A 13730-nucleotide genomic window follows, 5' to 3' on the forward strand; every position below is an offset into this window, starting at 1 on the left:
TCTGATCGGTTCGGCTACCATGCGGCATCGACCCAAACCGGAGGCCCATGCCATGGCCGAACCCAGCCAACTTCCCGCCTATACCCCCACGCCGGCCTTCGAGGCCGGTCTTGACGTGCGCACCGAAGTGCTCGGCCCCGAGCACGTCCGGCGCGCGCTGGACGCCGCCGCGCAGCAGGGCGACACCAGCCTGCAGCAACTGGTGACGGAGTTCGCCTGGGGCACGGTCTGGACCCGCGACGGCCTGCACCGCAAGCAGCGCAGCCTGGCCACGGTGTCGATGCTGATTGCGCTGAACCGGCCGCAGGAGCTGGCCGGGCACCTGCGCGGCGCGCTCGCCAACGGCGTGACGCCGCAGGAACTGCGCGAGCTGATGGTGCACAGCGCGGTCTACTGCGGGTTCCCCGCGGCGCTGGATGCCAGCCGCAAGCTGACTGAAGTCCTCGACGCTGCCAACGGGTAACGCCGACCGCGGCATCGATACGAAAACAGCGCGACGCAGAAAAGACTGACTCTGATGCAGATTCTGCTGCATCTGCGCGGAGAGGATTCGGCGCGTCAGGACCTCTCCGGCTCCTTAACTTTGGCAGCAGGCCAAGCCATGCCAGTCGTTAAGGAGCCTCAAATTGCATCTCACGCTGATCGTCGACGAACCTTCCCAGTTCCACACCACGCTGTCCGCTGAACTCGGCGCTGAGCTGGGCGCCGGTGAAGTACTGGAAATGGACGGCATGCGGGAAGCGTTCCGGCTGGTCCGCGAGCACCGGCCGGGGCTGGTGCTGGTCGATGTCGACCGCTTCGGCAATCCCGGCATCGACTTTGTCCGGCGCGTCTCGGCGACGCTGCCCGCCGTGCCCTTGCTGGTACTGTCCGACACCGACACCGACGCCACGCTGGCGTTGGTGCGGGCGCAGCGCGCGGGCGCCCGTGGCTTTGTGGTCAAGCAGCGTGGGCTGGCCGAGGTGATGCACGCGGTGCGCGGCGTGCTGTGCGGCTACCTGGTATTTCCCATGCATACGCTGGAGACCGTGCGCCAGATCGGCGAGCAGCGGGAATCGGGCTTCGCGCGGCTGAGCAACCGCGAAATCACCGTCCTGCAGTATCTGGCGCGCGGCCATTCCAACAAGTCGATCGCGGAGCAACTGGTAATCAGCAGCAAGACGGTCAGCACCCACAAGGCCAACATCATGGCCAAGCTCAATGTCGGCTCCCTGGTCGAAATGGCGGACTACGCGCGCCGGCATCAGCTGGTGTGGTGACGCGCACCCTGGGGCGGCTTGCCGCACCATGCCGCCATCGCGGGTAGACTGTGGGCGTGTGTGACGAATCCGAGCTTTCCGCCCGATGCCTCCGACCCTGAATGCCGCCGCGCGCCGCCTGGGCGCTGTCGTGCTTGCCTGTGCCGCCGCGTGCCTGGCCATGCCTGCCTTCGCCAATGAGCCGATGTGGTTTGCGCAGGGCCGTCCGGTGCCGGCTGCGCGCCAGGCCGTCGATGCGCTGGCCGCGGCCGCGGCCGACGGCCTCGATCCGCGCGACTACGATGCCGACGCCTTGCGCCAGGCCGTGGTCCAGGCCGCCAGCGGGCCAGCCCTGCCGCCGGACGCGGCCGCACGCGTGGATGCCGCGCTGAGCGCCGCGATGGAGCGGATGCTGGCAGACCTGCACGGCGGACGCGTCAACCCGCGCGCGGTCCATGCCAACTTTGCCCCGCAGGCGGAACGGCCCTTCGATGCCGCCACGTGGCTGCGCGATGCCGTCACGCAGCAGCGGCTGCCCGACGCCATCCGCCAGGCAGCGCCCACCTTCCCGCTCTATGGCACGCTGCGGGAGGCCCTGGCGCGGTACCGCGAGATCGCGAAGCAGCCGGCCTGGGGGCAGCCGCTGCCACCGTTGCCGGGGAGCAAGCTGACGCCGGGCCAGCCCTGGGCCGGTGCCGCGGCGCTGACTGCACGCCTGGTCGCGCTGGGCGACCTGCCCGCCGGCACCCAGGCGCCGGCCCGCTACGAAGGCGCCCTGGTCGGCGGCGTCAAGGCGTTCCAGTCGCGCCACGGCCTGGAGGCCGACGGCGTGATCGGCGCGGGCACGCTGGCACAACTCAACCTGCCCATCGCCAGCCGTGTGCGGCAAATCGAACTGACCATGGAGCGGCTGCGCTGGACGCCGCTGGACGGTCCGCGCATGATCGTGGTGAATGTGCCGGAGTTCATGCTGCGCGCCTATGAGATCCGCGACGGCAAGCTCGACATCAAGCTCGAGATGAAGGTGATCGTCGGCAAGGCACTGGATACGCGCACGCCGCTGTTCGAGGAGGATATGCGCTACATCGAGTTCAGCCCGTACTGGAACATCCCGCCCTCGATCGCGCGCCGCGAGACCGTGCCGCACCTGCGCAGCGATCCGGCTTACTTCAACCGGCAGGGCCTGGAGTTCGTTAGTGGCGACGGCAAGGCCGTGACCACGCTGTCCGACGAGAATCTCGACGCCGTGCTGAACGGCCGCATGCGCATCCGCCAGCGGCCGGGCCCGCTGAACGCGCTGGGCGATATCAAGTTCGTGTTTCCCAACAATGAGAACATCTACCTGCACCACACGCCCTCGCCACAGCTGTTCAAGCGCGACCGGCGCGACTTCAGCCACGGCTGCATCCGCGTGGAAGCCCCAGTAGCATTGGCCCAGTTCGTGTTGCAGGATATGCCGGACTGGAACGAGACCCGGATCCGCGAAGCGATGACGCGTGGCAAGTCCAATACGGTGCGCCTGCAGCAGCCCTTGCCGGTGGTGCTGGCCTACGGCACGGTCATTGCGCGCGCCGATGGTCGTGTATCCTTCTTGCCTGACATCTACGGTCACGACAAATTGCTGGACAAGGCACTGCGGCAACGCAACGGACGGCCCCAGCAACCAGCTATTGCAAGCGCCTCCGGCACCACCCACTGAGGCGCCACTGGCACATTCAGAGGAAGTACCATGACTGATGCGACGCGCAAGGCACGCCGCCGCTTTCTTCATACCACCGGAGGCCTGGCCCTTGCCGCCGGCCTGATGCCGTTGACGCCGCGCCAGGCGCTGGCCAGCCTGCCTGCAAACCAGGCCCTGGCAGGCCTGCCGGACGCCCGCACGCTGGCCTTCGACCACACCCACACCGGCGAGCGCGTGTCGTTGGTCTATGCCGTTGGCGACCGCTTCGTGCCCGAAGCGCTGACCACGCTCAACGGCTTCCTGCGCGACCACTACTCCGGCAAGGTCGGCATGATCGACCCGCAGCTGTTCGACCTGCTGTTCCAGGTCCGCCGCGAGCTTGGCACCGACCAGCCGTTCCAGGTCATTTCCGGCTACCGCAGCCCCGCCACCAACTCGCGCCTGCGCAACACGCGCGGCGGCGGCGTGGCCAGGCACAGCCTGCACATGGACGGCAAGGCCATCGACATCCGCCTGGCCGGCGTGCCGCTGGCGGACGTGCGCGACGCGGCCAAGTCATTGCAGGGCGGGGGTGTCGGCTTCTATGAGTCTGACCAGTTCGTGCACATCGATACCGGGCGCGTGCGTTACTGGTAAGCGTTGTCTGTGGCCGCCCATGATGGGCGGCTCGCTTGCGCCCTGGTAACGACCCAAAGAAAAAAGCCGCGAACCCATGCGGGATCGCGGCTTTTAAAATAGATGGTGGCGAATCAGGGACTCGAACCCCGGACCTGCGGATTATGATTCCGTCGCTCTAACCGACTGAGCTAATTCGCCAACGAAGACTGAGATTATACCTGGGCTTTCGAGGCTGTCAACACCTTGCTGCGAAGATTTTGCATGAAGGGCCCATGCATAAAAAAACGGCAGGCCGGATGGCCTGCCGTTTCCGTTAGTGCCGGACGACCGCTCAGTCGTTGGCGTAGATGTTCACGTCCTTGGTCTCGCGGATGAACAGCGCGCCGATCACGAAGGTGATGGCTGCGATGATGATCGGATACCAGAGCCCGTAGTAGATGTTGCCGTTCTGGGCCACCAGCGCAAAGGAGATGGTGGGCAGCAGGCCGCCGAACCAGCCGTTGCCGATATGGTAGGGCAGCGACATCGAGGTGTAGCGGATGCGGGTCGGGAACAGTTCCACCAGCATGGCGGCGATCGGGCCGTAGACCATGGTGACGTAGATCACCAGGATGGTCAGCAGCACCAGCACCATGATCGTGTTCATCTGTGCCGGGTCCGCCTTGGTCGGGTAGCCGGCGGCGGCCATGGAGTCCGCCACTTGCTTCTTGAAGCTGGCAATCTGCTTCTTGCTGGCGTCGTCGAAGCTGTGGCCGGCGGGGACCAGGCTGGCGTTGAAGGAGGGGATCTCCGTGTCGCCGATCTTTACCGTGGCGGTGGTGCCGGCGGGCGCGTCGACGACTTCATAGCTGGCCGATGCCTGGGCCAGGGTGCGCTTGACGATGTCGCACGAGCTGCGGAAGTCGATCTCGCGGGCGATCGGGCTGCCCTGGAAGGAGCACTGCTTCGGATCGGCGGTGACGACGATCTGTGCGCTTTGCTGGGCGCGCTCGAGCGAGGGGTTGGCGTAGTGGGTCAGGCCCTTGAAGATGGGGAAGTAGGTCAGCACTGCCAGCGCGCAACCGGCCATGATGATCCACTTGCGGCCGATCTTGTCGGACAGCGAACCGAAGAACACGAAGAAGGGGGTGCCCAGCACCAGCGCGCCGGCGATCAGCAGGTTGGCGGTCTTGGCGTCGACCTTCAGCACCTGGGTGAGGAAGAACAGCGTGTAGAACTGGCCGGTGTACCACACCACGGCCTGCCCGGCGGTCAGGCCGACCAGCGCCAGGATCACGATCTTCAGGTTGCGCCACTGGCCGAAGGATTCGGTCAGCGGGGCCTTGGAGGTCTTGCCCTCTGCCTTCATGCGCTGGAACGCCGGGGATTCGCTCATCGACAGGCGGATATACACCGACACGCCCAGCAGCAGGATCGACACCAGGAACGGGATGCGCCAGCCCCAGGTCTCGAAGTTGGGCCCGGTCATTTCGCGGCACAGCAGGATCACGATCAGCGACAGGAACAGGCCCAGCGTGGCCGTGGTCTGGATCCACGAGGTATAGGCGCCGCGCTTGCCGTGCGGTGCGTGCTCGGCCACGTAGGTGGCGGCACCGCCGTACTCGCCGCCGAGCGCCAGGCCCTGCAGCATGCGCAGGGCGATCAGGATGATCGGCGCAGCCCAGCCGATGGTGGCATAGCCCGGCAGCAGGCCGACGATGAAGGTCGACAGGCCCATGATCAGGATCGTCACCAGGAAGGTGTACTTGCGCCCGATCATGTCCCCCAGGCGGCCGAACACCAGCGCGCCGAACGGCCGCACGATAAAGCCGGCGGCGAATGCGAGCAGCGCGAAGATGAAGGCCGAGGTGGGATCCAGTCCGGCGAAGAACTGCTTGGCAATGATTGCCGCCAGCGAGCCGTAGAGATAAAAATCGTACCACTCGAACACCGTGCCCAGCGATGAGGCAAAGATCACCTTGCGCTCTTCGGCTGTCATCGGTGCGTTCTGCGCGCCCCCTCCGGGCACCGCAACGTTTTGCACGTTTGCCATATCGTCTCCTCCGTCTGGAATGGATCTCGGGTGGGCGTGGCGCGGAAAAGACCGCGCGGCTGGCCGCTATGCCTGAGTTGCAGAGGATTGTGGGTGGCGAAACTTACTGCGTTCTGACAGAACCGGGCACGGAATCGTCAAAGAATGTCGGGGTATACGCTAGCCGCCGGCGGGCGGCTGGATGCTGCGCTGCGGAGGGCGATGTGCTTGTGTGGCGCAATGGCGCGCTTTGCAGGGGTGCGGCTATGCAGCATCGGCGCCCGTGCCGCGCGACGCGCCCTGCGAAGGCGCCGGGGCGGGCGCGGCCAGGCTGTCGGTGTCGGTTTCGCCGTCGGCGCGGTTCATGCGCCAGGCGTAGAGCGCGGCCATCAGCACGTACACCACCAGCGCGCCTTGCGCGCCGACCCAGAACGAGAACGGCCAGCCGAAGAAGTCGAAGCGCAGGTCGCGCGCAAACCATGCCACCACGAAGGTGACGGTGAACCAGATCGCGAGCAGTCCGCAGATCCAGCGCAGGTTGCGCCGCCAGGCCTGGCGCTGGCGGGCTTCGGCACTATCGGGGGCGGGGCTGTCGTTCATGCGGGCGGGAGGTAGTCGGGCCGGCGCAGCGTCACGCGGAAATGCGCGCCGGCCAGCCGTGGCGATTGCTGGTAGACATGGTCGGAAATCTGGACGTCGCCGCCGTGCTGCTGCACGATCTCGCGCACGATCGCCAGGCCCAGGCCGCTGCCTTCAGTATTGGTGCCGAGCACGCGGTAGAAGCGCTCCATCACGCGCTCGCGCTCGGCCGGCGCAATGCCCGGGCCGGTGTCTTCCACATCCAGGTAGGCGAACGGCTCGAAGGCGTCGGCGCTGACGCGCACCGTGGCATGCCCGCCGCGCGGCGTGTAGCGGATGGCGTTGTCGAGCAGGTTGTTCAGCATCTCGGTCAGCATCAGGCGGTTGCCCTGCACCATCACCGGATGGTCGTCCGCATCCAGTCCCAGGTCGATGTCGCGCGCCCAGGCCTGCGGCAGCCAGTCCTTGACCACCTCGCGCGCGAGCGCCGCCAGGTCCAGCGCCGCCATGCCGCCGGTGCCCGCCAGGTTTTCCATGCGCGCAAGCGACAGCAGCTGCGTGACCAGGTGCGCGGTGCGCTCAGAGCTGCCGGCGATCTGCGCCAGCGAGCGCCGCAGCTCTTCCGGCGACTGCTCGCGCTGCGCCAGCTCGGCCTGCATGCGCAGGCCCGCCAGTGGTGTCTTCATCTGGTGCGCGGCATCGGCGATAAAGCGCTTCTGGGTCTGCACCGACTGGTCCAGGCGCGCCAGCAGGTCGTTGAACGAACCCACCAGCGGCGTGATTTCCTGCGGTGCGGCGCGTTCGTCGATCGGGCTGGTATCGCCGGGGTTGCGCGCGCGGATGCGCTGCTGGATCGCGGTCAGCGGCGCCAGCCCGCGCGACAGCCCGAACCACACCAGCACCACCGCCAGCGGCAGGATCACGAACTGCGGCAGGATCACGCCCTTGATGATTTCGTTGGCCAGGCGCGCGCGCTTGTCCAGGGTCTCGGCCACCTGCACCAGCACCGGCTGGGTGCCGCTGACCTGCTTCAGGTCGATATAGGTGTAGGCCACGCGCACGTCGTTGCCGGCCACGTGGTCATCGCGCAGGGACACCAGGCCCGCATGGCCCTGGTCTTCCTCGGACGGCAGCGGCAGGTCGTGGTCGCCGGCGATATACTCGCCGCGCTTGCCGACCACCTGGTAATAGATGTTGTCGGTCTCGTCGGCGCGCAGGATCTCGCGCGCCGACAGCGGCAGCTGCAGCGTGATGCGCCCGTTGACCTCGCGCACCTGCTGCGACAGCACGATGGCGCTGGCCTCCAGCGCGCGGTCGAAGGGCCCGTTGGCGATCGACTTGGCCACCAGGTAGGTCACCGCGATGCTCATCGGCCAGAGCAGCAGCAGCGGCGCCAGCATCCAGTCGAGGATCTCGCCGAACAATGAGCGCGGCGACGGATGCGCGGTGCTTTCCTCCAGGTGCGGCAGTGCGTCGGCCAGGTCCTGGTCGGCGGCGTCCGGGGCCGGGGCGGTGGAAGGAGGGGGTGGCGCGGCGCGGGGCGCGCGCCGCCAAGGCAGTCGCAGCAGGCTCATCTCGGCGGTTTGCGCTCAGGTCGGTCGCTTGGCCTGCGGTTGCGTCGGGTGGGGATCAGTGGTGCGTGGCCACCGCCGGCTGGAATTTCTCCAGGCAGTAGCCAAGCCCGCGTACAGTGGCGATGCGGATGCCGCCGACTTCGATCTTCTTGCGCAGTCGGTGCACGTAGACCTCGATGGCGTTGTTGCTGACTTCCTCGCCCCACTCGCACAGGTGGTCCACCAACTGCTCTTTCGATACCAGGCGGCCGCTGCGTGTCAGCAGGATCTCCAGCAACCCGATCTCGCGCGCGGACAGGTCGAGCATCTGGTCGTTGATATAGGCGATGCGCCCGACCTGGTCGTAGGCCAGCGGCCCGTGCCGCATCAGCGTGGCGCCGCCGCCGGCGCCGCGCCGCACCAGCGCGCGTACGCGCGCTTCCAGTTCGGACAGGGCAAAGGGCTTGGCCATATAGTCGTCGGCCCCAAGGTCCAGGCCCTTGACGCGCTCGTCGACGCTGTCGGCGGCGGTCAGGATCAGCACCGGCAGCATGGCGCCGCGCGCGCGCAGGCGCTTGAGCACTTCCAGCCCGGACATGCGCGGCAGGCCCAGGTCCAGGATCAGCAGGTCGAAGGTCTGGGTCGACAGCGCGGAATCGGCTTCCAGGCCATTGGTGACGTGGTCGACGGCATAGCCCGAGTGGCGTAGCGAGCGCGTCAGGCCGTCGGCCAGCACGTCGTCATCTTCGGCGATCAGAATGCGCATGGTTGTCTCCACCCTGGCCGGCATAGCCGGCGCCGGCGGAATGGGGCGCGATGGGGCTTGCCAAGCATACTGTTTTTTTATACAGTACCCGCACGTTCCGCTGGGGCTGCCCGGGGAGACCCCCTGGAGAGCGGCCGCGCAGACAGCCGGGCCGGCGCTGGCGCCGGAAAATGCCGGTGCCGCGCCACATGCGGCCTATTTATACACCATTGATTCAAGGACGACCATGGACGACAAGAAGGCAGGTGCCGGCGTGAGCGCCGAGAAGCAGAAGGCGCTTGCCGCCGCGCTCTCCCAGATCGAGAAGCAGTTCGGCAAGGGCTCGATCATGCGCCTGGGCGACGGCGAGGTCGAGAAGGACATCCAGGTGGTATCCACCGGTTCGCTCGGCCTGGACATCGCGCTTGGCGTCGGCGGCCTGCCGCGCGGCCGCGTGGTCGAGATCTATGGTCCGGAATCGTCGGGCAAGACCACGCTGACGCTGCAGGTCGTGGCCGAGATGCAGAAGCTGGGCGGCACCTGCGCCTTTATCGACGCCGAGCACGCGCTGGACGTCAGCTACGCCAACAAGCTGGGCGTCAATGTCGGCGACCTGCTGATCTCGCAGCCGGACACCGGTGAGCAGGCGCTGGAAATCACCGACGCGCTGGTGCGCTCGGGCTCGATCGACCTGATCGTGATCGACTCGGTGGCGGCGCTGGTGCCCAAGGCCGAAATCGAAGGCGAAATGGGCGACTCGCTGCCGGGCCTGCAGGCCCGCCTGATGAGCCAGGCGCTGCGCAAGCTGACCGGCACCATCAAGCGCACCAACTGCCTGGTGATCTTCATCAACCAGATCCGCATGAAGATCGGCGTGATGTTCGGCTCGCCGGAAACCACCACTGGTGGCAACGCGCTGAAGTTCTACGCCTCGGTGCGACTGGATATCCGCCGCATCGGCTCGATCAAGAAGGGCGACGACGTGATCGGCAACGAGACCAAGGTCAAGGTGGTCAAGAACAAGGTGTCGCCGCCGTTCCGCGAAGCCTTCTTCGACATCCTCTATGGCCAGGGCATCTCGCGCCAGGGCGAGATCATCGACCTGGGCGTGGACGCCAAGATCGTCGAGAAGTCCGGCGCCTGGTACAGCTACAACGGCGACAAGATCGGCCAGGGGAAGGACAACGCGCGCGAATACCTGCGCGAGAACCCGGACATTGCCGACGAGATCGAAAACAAGGTGCGCGCGGCGCTGGGCGTGGTGGCCATGAACCCCACGGCGGCTGCCACGCCGGTAGCGGTCGAAGACTGACCGCGCCAGCGGCCATTGCGCCATCCGGAAGGCCGGGGCATCGCCGATGCCCCGGCCTTTTTGCTTGGCGCGGGTCCCCATCCACAGAATTCGGTAACCCATGGCAACCCGTCCCCCGCTCTCGCTGAAGGCCCGCGCCGTCGGCTACCTGTCGCGCCGCGAGCACAGCCGTGCCGAACTGGCGCGCAAGCTGGCGCCGCATGCCGAGTCGGCCGAGCAGCTGGAGCAGTTGCTGGACGCGCTGGAGCGCGAGAACTGGCTGTCGAACCAGCGCTTTGCCGACAGCCTGGTGCACCGCCGCGGCGCCCGCTACGGCACCGCGCGCGTGATGCAGGAGGCCAAGACCCACAAGCTCGGCAGCGAGCAGCTGGGTGATCTACAAGAGCGGCTGCGCGCCACGGAAGTGGAGCGCGCCCGTGAGGTCTGGCGCAAGCGCTTCGGCACTCCGCCCGACACACCCGAGGCGCGGGCCAAGCAGATCCGCTTCATGGTGGCGCGCGGGTTCTCGCGTTCGGTCGTCAGCAAGATCATCCAGGGTGCGGACGAAGACTATGGCGACGAGGGTTAAGTACCGGCGTATGGCGCAAGCGCCATTTTTCACCCGGAGTACCTGCACTGCCATCAGGGTAAATTCGCTGCATTGCGTCATCTCCCGATTGGACTGCAGACGATTTTGTTGCCATCGCTGAGCCCGTGTTTGCTGGTGCGTTGCGCCAAGCCGCTGTGTCATGCCGGGTGCCATGGTCGGCCGACAATCGCGCCGCGACAGTTGCTGCGCAAGGATGTTCCCGGTCAACGTGGCGCGGCATGTTAAACTCCCCGGGTTATTCGGTGCTCCGGCACCGCCGTTCCCCAGTCCCCCGTATTTCCAGCCTGGCCATGCCTCTGTCCCAGCCCGTCAACCGCTCCCAGCGTCACCGTCGCGCCATTACGGCCGAGGCGTACCAGAGAGAGGACGGCTTGTGGGATATCGAGGTGCGCCTGACCGACACCAAACCTCGCGACATCGAACTGGCCGGCGACCGCGTCCGGCCGGTAGGCCAGCCCCTGCACGACCTGTGGCTGCGCGTCACGATCAATGAGGAAATGACGGTGCTGGATGCCGAGGCCTGCTCGGACTGGGTGCCGTACCCGTCCCATTGCGACACGATCGGCCCGGCTTACCGCAAGCTGATCGGCCTGAACCTGCGCAAGGGCTTTCGCAAGGCCGTGCGTGAGCGCCTGGGCGGCATGCACGGCTGCTCGCACCTGACCGAGGCCGCGGGCGTGCTGCCCAGCACGGCGATCCAGGCCTTTGCCGGTGAAGTCATCAATATCCGCGACAACGGCGAGGACGACCCGAATCCGGAGCCGCCCTATCAGTTGAACGGCTGCCACGCCCTGCGTTTCGATGGCGAGGTGGTTCGTCAGTTTTACCCGCGCTGGTATGGTCACCAGCCGACGCCCAAGGTACGGGCCGAGGCAGCACCTGCCGTCGCGACTGCGCCTCAGGCGCCGCCCGCGGCCAATGGCGACCGCGGCAATGATGGCAACGACGCTGTCCCGGCCGAGCGGCCGACCGGCACCTCCGGCTGATTCTCAGGATTGGCCAGCCTGACGAGAGAGTTCGTCTTCTTTCAGATTCTTCCCTTCTACCTTTTACGCCTACCCGAAAGGAAACACGCATGAATATCCATGAGTATCAAGGCAAGGAAATCCTGCGCAAATACAATGTGCCGGTTCCGCGCGGCATCCCCGCGTTCTCGGTTGACGAGGCCCTGAAGGCCGCAGAAACGCTCGGCGGCCCGGTGTGGGTCGTCAAGGCCCAGATTCATGCGGGTGGCCGCGGCAAGGGCGGCGGCGTGAAGGTTGCCAAGAGCATCGACGACGTCAAGACCTACGCCTCGAACATCCTGGGCATGCAGCTGGTCACGCACCAGACCGGCCCGGAAGGCAAGAAGGTCAACCGCCTGTTGATCGAAGAAGGCGCCGACATCAAGAAGGAACTGTACGTTTCGCTGGTGGTGGACCGTGTTTCGCAGAAGGTCGCGCTGATGGCCTCGAGCGAAGGCGGCATGGACATCGAAGAAGTCGCTGCCCACAGCCCGGAAAAGATCCACACCCTGATCATCGAGCCGTCGGTCGGCCTGACCGACGCTGAAGCCGACGACATCGCCCGCAAGATCGGCGTGCCCGACGCGAGCGTGGCGCAAGCCCGCCAGGCCCTGCAAGGCCTGTACAAGGCGTTCTATGAAACCGACGCTTCGCTGGCTGAAATCAACCCGCTGATCCTGACCGGCGACGGCAAGGTCATCGCGCTGGACGCCAAGTTCAACTTCGACTCGAACGCGCTGTTCCGTCACCCGGAAATCGTTGCCTACCGCGACCTGGATGAAGAAGACGCCAACGAAATCGAAGCCTCGAAGTTCGACCTGGCCTACATCTCGCTGGACGGCAACATCGGCTGCCTGGTGAACGGCGCCGGCCTGGCCATGGCCACCATGGACACCATCAAGCTGTTCGGCGGCGAGCCGGCCAACTTCCTCGACGTGGGCGGCGGTGCCACCACCGAGAAGGTGACCGAAGCCTTCAAGCTGATGCTGAGCAACCCGAACGTGGAGGCCATCCTGGTCAACATCTTCGGCGGCATCATGCGTTGCGACGTGATCGCCGAAGGCGTGATCTCCGCTTCCAAGGCCGTGCACCTGACGGTGCCGCTGGTCGTGCGCATGAAGGGCACCAACGAAGACCTCGGCAAGAAGATGCTGGCCGACTCGGGCCTGCCCATCATCTCGGCCGACACGATGGAAGAAGCCGCCCAGAAGGTGGTGGCCGCTGCCGCTGGCAAGTAAGCCGTCGCACGAACGCAACCATACGCGAACGCGGGCGGTGCGCAGGCGCTTTGATGCGCCCTCGCGCGCGCCGCTCGTAGCCAAGCAAAGGATTACAGCATGTCGATTCTGATCAACAAAGACACCAAGGTCATCACCCAGGGCATCACCGGCAAGACCGGCCAGTTCCACACCCGTGGCTGCCGCGACTACGCCAACGGCAAGAACTGCTTCGTCGCGGGCGTGAACCCGAAGAAGGCCGGTGAAGACTTCGAAGGCATTCCCATCTACGCCAGCGTCAAGGACGCCAAGGCCCAGACCGGCGCCACCGTGTCGGTCATCTACGTGCCGCCCGCAGGCGCCGCTGCCGCGATCTGGGAAGCTGTTGACGCCGACCTGGACCTGGTGGTCTGCATTACCGAAGGCATCCCCGTGCGCGACATGATGGAAGTCAAGGACCGCATGCGCCGCGAGAAGAAGAAGACCCTGCTGCTGGGACCGAACTGCCCGGGCCTGATCACGCCGGACGAAATCAAGATCGGCATCATGCCGGGCCACATCCACAAGAAGGGCCGCATCGGCGTGGTGTCGCGCTCGGGCACGCTGACGTACGAAGCCGTGGGCCAGCTGACCGCGCTGGGCCTGGGCCAGTCGTCGGCTGTCGGCATTGGTGGCGACCCCATCAACGGCCTGAAGCACATCGACGTGATGAAGATGTTCAACGACGATCCGGAAACGGACGCCGTGGTCATGATCGGTGAGATCGGCGGTCCGGACGAGGCCAACGCGGCTTACTGGATCAAGGAAAACATGAAGAAGCCGGTGGTTGGCTTCATCGCTGGCGTGACCGCGCCTCCGGGCAAGCGCATGGGCCACGCCGGCGCGCTGATCTCGGGCGGTGCCGATACCGCCCAGGCCAAGCTGGAAATCATGGAAGCCTGCGGCATCAAGGTGACCAAGAACCCGTCGGAGATGGGCCGCCTGCTGAAGGCGATGCTGTAATTTGCTGACGATGTTCAGTACGTCGTTTCCGCCTGCGCGGAAATGATAAGACATTGCCCCCGCCGCGTGCGGGGGCAATGTCATTCTGGTGGGACACTTACTAGGGTATCTCCCAAGCGGCACCAGCCGGAATTGAAACCGAATCGTAAGGTTCGTGCGTTAAACAGTCATGTCTGTGTTT

The 13730-nt window shown here is 66.0% G+C and carries 13 protein-coding genes and 1 tRNA gene; 9 read left to right on the plus strand and 5 right to left on the minus strand.

Features of this window, described 5'->3' with window-relative positions:
- Window positions 1-52: 52 nt before the first annotated feature.
- The 4 genes from AC1Q7H_RS05025 (at window position 53) to mepK (ending at window position 3555) form a co-directional block, all read left to right on the plus strand.
- Window positions 53-463 carry a carboxymuconolactone decarboxylase family protein gene (locus AC1Q7H_RS05025; protein WP_492381006.1) on the plus strand — a complete coding sequence of 137 codons (411 nt, stop codon included), beginning with the start codon at window positions 53-55 and terminating at the stop codon, window positions 461-463.
- Window positions 464-626: 163 nt separating this feature from the next.
- A complete protein-coding gene (locus AC1Q7H_RS05030; protein WP_492381007.1) occupies window positions 627-1259 on the plus strand; it encodes a LuxR C-terminal-related transcriptional regulator in 633 nt (210 codons plus the stop codon).
- Between the two features lie 85 nt (window positions 1260-1344).
- A complete protein-coding gene (locus AC1Q7H_RS05035) occupies window positions 1345-2937 on the plus strand; it encodes a L,D-transpeptidase family protein (RefSeq protein WP_153953251.1) in 1593 nt (530 codons plus the stop codon).
- Between the two features lie 30 nt (window positions 2938-2967).
- Entirely contained in the window at window positions 2968-3555 is a 588-nt protein-coding gene (mepK, locus tag AC1Q7H_RS05040) for a peptidoglycan L,D-endopeptidase MepK (RefSeq protein ID WP_211980732.1), read from the plus strand.
- A 103-nt stretch (window positions 3556-3658) separates the two neighbouring features.
- Here the strand turns inward: mepK and AC1Q7H_RS05045 are convergent.
- From AC1Q7H_RS05045 to AC1Q7H_RS05065, 5 genes are all read right to left on the minus strand, one after another.
- Window positions 3659-3735 (minus strand) — tRNA-Met (locus AC1Q7H_RS05045).
- 133 nt (window positions 3736-3868) lie between these two features.
- Window positions 3869-5569 (minus strand): MFS transporter, encoded by a 1701-nt coding sequence (locus AC1Q7H_RS05050; RefSeq protein WP_013955618.1) that lies wholly within the window; start codon window positions 5567-5569, stop codon window positions 3869-3871.
- A gap of 243 nt (window positions 5570-5812) precedes the next feature.
- Window positions 5813-6148, minus strand: a complete 336-nt coding sequence (locus AC1Q7H_RS05055; RefSeq protein WP_153953254.1) for a DUF4212 domain-containing protein — start codon at window positions 6146-6148, stop codon at window positions 5813-5815.
- Window positions 6145-7701 carry a sensor histidine kinase gene (locus AC1Q7H_RS05060; RefSeq protein WP_013955620.1) on the minus strand — a complete coding sequence of 519 codons (1557 nt, stop codon included), beginning with the start codon at window positions 7699-7701 and terminating at the stop codon, window positions 6145-6147. Before AC1Q7H_RS05060 ends, AC1Q7H_RS05055 begins: the two co-directional genes overlap by 4 nt.
- 55 nt (window positions 7702-7756) lie before the next feature.
- Window positions 7757-8446 carry a response regulator gene (locus tag AC1Q7H_RS05065; protein WP_013955621.1) on the minus strand — a complete coding sequence of 230 codons (690 nt, stop codon included), beginning with the start codon at window positions 8444-8446 and terminating at the stop codon, window positions 7757-7759.
- Between the two features lie 226 nt (window positions 8447-8672).
- On the opposite strand from AC1Q7H_RS05065, the gene recA reads away from it, so the two are divergent.
- The 5 genes from recA (at window position 8673) to sucD (ending at window position 13549) form a co-directional block, all read left to right on the plus strand.
- On the plus strand, window positions 8673-9737 hold the full coding sequence (gene recA / locus AC1Q7H_RS05070) for a recombinase RecA (protein ID WP_010812222.1): 1065 nt from the start codon (window positions 8673-8675) through the stop codon (window positions 9735-9737).
- Between the two features lie 100 nt (window positions 9738-9837).
- Window positions 9838-10305: a recombination regulator RecX gene (gene recX, locus AC1Q7H_RS05075; protein WP_211980735.1), complete on the plus strand. Its 468-nt coding sequence runs from the start codon at window positions 9838-9840 to the stop codon at window positions 10303-10305.
- 311 nt (window positions 10306-10616) lie between these two features.
- Window positions 10617-11312: a DUF2889 domain-containing protein gene (locus AC1Q7H_RS05080; RefSeq protein WP_011614567.1), complete on the plus strand. Its 696-nt coding sequence runs from the start codon at window positions 10617-10619 to the stop codon at window positions 11310-11312.
- An 89-nt stretch (window positions 11313-11401) separates the two neighbouring features.
- The gene (gene sucC, locus AC1Q7H_RS05085; protein WP_013955623.1) at window positions 11402-12568 is read left to right on the plus strand and encodes an ADP-forming succinate--CoA ligase subunit beta; all 1167 of its coding nucleotides are present in this window, start codon (window positions 11402-11404) and stop codon (window positions 12566-12568) included.
- A 99-nt stretch (window positions 12569-12667) separates the two neighbouring features.
- A complete protein-coding gene (gene sucD / locus AC1Q7H_RS05090) occupies window positions 12668-13549 on the plus strand; it encodes a succinate--CoA ligase subunit alpha (protein ID WP_011614568.1) in 882 nt (293 codons plus the stop codon).
- The last annotated feature ends 181 nt before the right edge of the window (window positions 13550-13730 follow it).

It is taken from the genome of Cupriavidus sp. GW823-FHT06D04 (assembly GCF_058795055.1).

Coding starts and splice junctions, on each gene's coding strand:
- AC1Q7H_RS05025 (WP_492381006.1), top strand. CDS start 53: ATGGCCGAACCCAGCCAACTTCCCGCCTATACCCCCACGCCGGCCTTC.
- AC1Q7H_RS05035 (WP_153953251.1), top strand. CDS start 1,345: ATGCCTCCGACCCTGAATGCCGCCGCGCGCCGCCTGGGCGCTGTCGTG.
- mepK (WP_211980732.1), top strand. CDS start 2,968: ATGACTGATGCGACGCGCAAGGCACGCCGCCGCTTTCTTCATACCACC.
- AC1Q7H_RS05050 (WP_013955618.1), bottom strand. CDS start 5,569: ATGGCAAACGTGCAAAACGTTGCGGTGCCCGGAGGGGGCGCGCAGAAC.
- AC1Q7H_RS05055 (WP_153953254.1), bottom strand. CDS start 6,148: ATGAACGACAGCCCCGCCCCCGATAGTGCCGAAGCCCGCCAGCGCCAG.
- AC1Q7H_RS05060 (WP_013955620.1), bottom strand. CDS start 7,701: ATGAGCCTGCTGCGACTGCCTTGGCGGCGCGCGCCCCGCGCCGCGCCA.
- AC1Q7H_RS05065 (WP_013955621.1), bottom strand. CDS start 8,446: ATGCGCATTCTGATCGCCGAAGATGACGACGTGCTGGCCGACGGCCTG.
- recA (WP_010812222.1), top strand. CDS start 8,673: ATGGACGACAAGAAGGCAGGTGCCGGCGTGAGCGCCGAGAAGCAGAAG.
- recX (WP_211980735.1), top strand. CDS start 9,838: ATGGCAACCCGTCCCCCGCTCTCGCTGAAGGCCCGCGCCGTCGGCTAC.
- AC1Q7H_RS05080 (WP_011614567.1), top strand. CDS start 10,617: ATGCCTCTGTCCCAGCCCGTCAACCGCTCCCAGCGTCACCGTCGCGCC.
- sucC (WP_013955623.1), top strand. CDS start 11,402: ATGAATATCCATGAGTATCAAGGCAAGGAAATCCTGCGCAAATACAAT.
- sucD (WP_011614568.1), top strand. CDS start 12,668: ATGTCGATTCTGATCAACAAAGACACCAAGGTCATCACCCAGGGCATC.